Source organism: Deinococcus radiopugnans ATCC 19172, assembly GCF_006335125.1.
Classification (GTDB): Bacteria; Deinococcota; Deinococci; order Deinococcales; family Deinococcaceae; genus Deinococcus; species Deinococcus radiopugnans.
This window is the reverse complement of the sequence record NZ_VDMO01000054.1, coordinates 1-3,810: the sequence shown is the minus strand read 5'-3', so window position 1 is coordinate 3,810 and position 3,810 is coordinate 1. Positions and strand designations below refer to the sequence as shown.

3 protein-coding genes are annotated in these 3,810 nt (G+C 57.7%); 2 read left to right on the top strand and 1 reads right to left on the bottom strand.

Annotated elements, in window-relative coordinates:
• A partial coding sequence (locus FHR04_RS20540) for a S1C family serine protease (RefSeq protein ID WP_139405036.1) occupies nucleotides 1-361 on the top strand: 361 nt, incomplete at its 5' end.
• A gap of 542 nt (nucleotides 362-903) precedes the next feature.
• Here FHR04_RS20540 and FHR04_RS20535 read toward each other — a convergent pair.
• Complete coding sequence (locus FHR04_RS20535) at nucleotides 904-2,253, bottom strand: hypothetical protein (protein WP_139405035.1); 1,350 nt, start codon at nucleotides 2,251-2,253, stop codon at nucleotides 904-906.
• Nucleotides 2,254-2,880: 627 nt separating this feature from the next.
• Between FHR04_RS20535 and FHR04_RS20530 the strand changes: the two genes are divergently transcribed.
• Nucleotides 2,881-3,810 (top strand): S1C family serine protease (locus tag FHR04_RS20530; RefSeq protein WP_139405034.1); only part of this gene is annotated, 930 nt, incomplete at its 3' end.

Sequence of the window (3,810 nt, the reverse complement as noted above, 5' to 3'; positions counted from 1 at the left end):
TGGCACGCTAGGAGCCACACTGGAGGACCTGTCCACCCTGCCGCCTGCTTTGCGCCAACTTGCAGGGTTATCCAGTTCCGAGGGCGCGCTGGTGATGGACGTGCCTGCTGGAAGCGCTGCGGCCCGCGCTCGATTGCGTGGCAGTCTAAGCAACAACAGCGGTCAACTGCTGTCACCTCTAGGCGACATCATCGTGGCAGTGGATGGGGTAGGCGTAAAGAATTCCTTCGATGTGACCCGGCTAGTGGCCATCAAGCGTCCAGGTCAAACCGTAACTTTGCGGGTGTGGCGAAATAAGAAGAGTGTAGATATCAAAGTCACACTGCTTAAGCGTACTTTGCAACCCAGCAACAACCGGTAAGCCATCCCTCATCAGGAAGTAGTGTGCGTTTGAGTTTTCTCGGCTCTAACTCGCGTTAGGTATGAGAAAAAATGGGGTTTTATGCGATTAAAAACACTTACCTCCGGCATTATGCTTGAGGGCAGATGATCTTTAGAAGAGTCATCGAAACTTTACAGCTTGAGCCTCTCGAAATTTTTAATGGGGTCGAACGTTCGCATCTCAATTTTAGGATTGAAATTTTATTCGATGGCACTAAATACACAGCTCTGCTATGGAGGATAGAGCTTTACGATGTTAAACCTACATTTGAACATGAGTTTCTATCAAGCGAGATGGTAATGGTATTGGATGAAACAACCATATCAGACATAAATGAGATAAAAACAGATACCAAAAGCAGCATCGAGAATCTAGTTGTCAATAGATTAGCTGAGTTATTTTAAAAAACGACCTCTAAGTTACGCTGTCAACATATGTCCTCATGCGGACATATGCTCAGAGCATAATCACCCTCAAGCCGGACTGAGCAGGGGCTGGCCTTCGGGCGCGTTTCCCGAAGGTCAGGCGCTGCGAAGGCGGGCCGCGAACAGCGCGCCGGGGTTCCGTAGCTCGCTGGACTCCTGCACATCCGCCAGCAACCGCAGCAACTGGGCCGAGAACGCCTCCAGGGAGCCGTTCCGGGTGGCCGCCCAGAGCAGCCCACACCAGAATCTTCGGCTGTGACTGTCGCCCAGGGCGTGCGCGATGATCGAGGCCGCGTTGCCGATGGCTCCGGCCTGCTTGAGCTGGCTCAGCTCTCCGATCAGCGGTAAGGCATAAACCGTGTCCTGGAGGCTCATTTTCTCTTCGGCCTGAAATGTCCGCTCTAAAGACAACGAAGTAAATTTCGCATTGGGATTAACGGCCCAGGTTTTCAGGACGTGCTCCTGTCGCCCTAAACCCTCACAGGTCTTTAGATAGGACATTATTTTTTCTGCCGTCCTGCCGGTCTTTAAATCCGCCTGGAAGTCCCGCCACTCGTGCCGCCAGTCGTCGGGGGACAGGTACGCATTGCAGGTGCTGGGCCGCAGCTTGACTGCCCAGATCGAGCCGTCCCACAGATTGCGGTGGGTGCCCAGCTTGGTGCGGATCCTCGAGGCGTGCGCGCCCCCATCGACCAACCCGGCGTCCTCCAGCTCCTGGGCCAGGCGGCGCAGGTGGCGGGGGGTGTACTTCAGCACGGCGGCCAGCAGCAGCTGGGGCATGTGGAAGGCAGACGAGGACGGAATCACCGGATAGCGGCGGCCCTGGGCGGCGGCCACGGCCAGCAGGTGCAGCAACCGGAACAGCTTGCGCGCGCCCTTGCTCAGCCACGGCACCGACTTCAGCACCTCCTCGGCGCTCAGTTCGCCCCAGGCGGGGCCAGACGTGACCGGGCGGGGCAAGGACACCCGCACATGCTCCATGACCCATTGGCGGCTCTTGCTGAGGCTTGAGGGCATCACGAAGTCCGGCGCGGCCTCGTCGGTGGGAGCACTCAGGAGCTGGTGAAAGCGGGCGCGCTGTTCGGCGCGGCGCGTCTCGCGGTTCTCGCGGGCACGCTGCGCCAGTCGGTGACGGACATCTTGGGCGATTTCTGGCAGCACGGCGGGCACGTCCTGGTGTTCGCCCTGGTCTGGAATCAGCAGGGAGGGGGTAGTCACGGGGACCGGGCGGCTAGTCTTCTGGAACTGCTTGCTGGGCTGCGGCCTGGGGCGGCGGGTGTCCACCGGCTCGCCACGCAGGGCGGCCAGGCCCATCTCCAGGTAGGGATTGGGGGTCGCCCGCTCGGGGGTGAAGGGCGTGTCAATGGTGTCTAACTCTAGAAATCTACTGGTGCTTTGCCGTACCCTATCGGTATCGGTACGGCTGCCCTGCTGTTGATTGTTCATCGCGAGTGAGTCCTTCGGAGTGGGGTAGCTGAATCAACGATGCGGAAACATCGTTGACTGGCTTCGACAGCCACAGTAGCACCCCGCCTCCAAGCGGGGTGCGATCTGTTGGGCCTCCGTTAGCATCCTGGGGACGTGGCGGGCAGCGGCGAGTCCTGCACCACCCCTCTTTGCTGATTCTTCTTGCGGTCCTGGTCAGCTCAGACTTGAGAGCCACTGTCGGGCCACAGCACCCTCTTTTTTTGTCGTGCTGGTGGGCCAAGGAGGCCGATTAGGGTGCTGTTTTTACCCCTATCAGCCTTCTTCCTGGCCCAAAGAGGCCATATTTGCCCATCTATCTGACTTCTTTTCGAGTGCTGAGACGAGCTTTTTCACTTATCTTCCGTGCAAGTGCTTTTCATCTCTAGTTCTATCCGACGCCAGAATCTGAGTGTAGGCTAGTGTTCAGGAGACGACTTCGGAGAAGTCGGAAACTGGACTTAACTTGCTTACTTTCCCCCACAACACGGAAAAGGGGATTTGGAGGGGGAATCGGGGCGGGACGGCCGGGGGAAACGTGGCTCCGCTGGGGCTAGAGCAATCCACTCAACAACTCACCAGGAGGTCATTGGAGATACTGGGAAGCATATGGACTACAGTCGCCAAGATGAAGAATCTACAAGCAGAAAACGGCGCGTGAATGCAGCGCGAATTCTGAGTCTGACCTTGCTACTGGCCGGGACGATGGCAGGGGCTTACCTCATCGGACAGGTCAACGCTCAACGCACCCTGATCACATCCGATGAGATCAACACGGTCAAAGTCGCGCAGGAGTCCCTCCCTGCCGTGGTCCGCATCGACAATCGCGTTCAGCGTGACCAGCTCCAACCTGGCGAAGATCCCATCATTACCGGCACCGGATTTTTCTACAAGAAAAATCTGATTGTGACCAATTACCATGTCATCGAATTTCAGGATTCACTCAGCGTTACGCTCTTTAACGGGCGCAAGGTGTCAGCGAAGATCGAGGGCATTGATCCCGGCATCGATATTGCCATTCTGCGCGTCACAGGCGTGACTGCGCCTAAAACACTGAGCTTCGGCAACAGCGCCCGGCTTATTCCAGGGCAGAAAATCATCGCCATAGGGACACCCCTCAAAGTTCCGAATGTTGTCAGCATGGGCATCTACAGCGTGATGGCTACAGCAGACCATGTGCCGCGCAATGACATCCTGGGGAACGAGATCGGTGAGTACCTGCTCACAACAGCCAGCATCCAGGAGGGCAGCAGCGGTGGCCCACTGCTCGACTCCCGTGGCGCGGTAATCGCAGTGGCCGACGCCAACGCCGCCCCCAATGGGTTGCTCCCTGGCATCATTGGCATCGCTATTCCTGGTGATTTGGTCAAGCAGAGCCTGGATGATCTGGAAAAAATCGGCGTTCCGCAGCGTGGCACGCTAGGAGCCACACTGGAGGACCTGTCCACCCTGCCGCCTGCTTTGCGCCAACTTGCAGGGTTATCCAGTTCCGAGGGCGCGCTGGTGATGGACGTGCCTGCTGGAAGCGCTGCGGCCCGC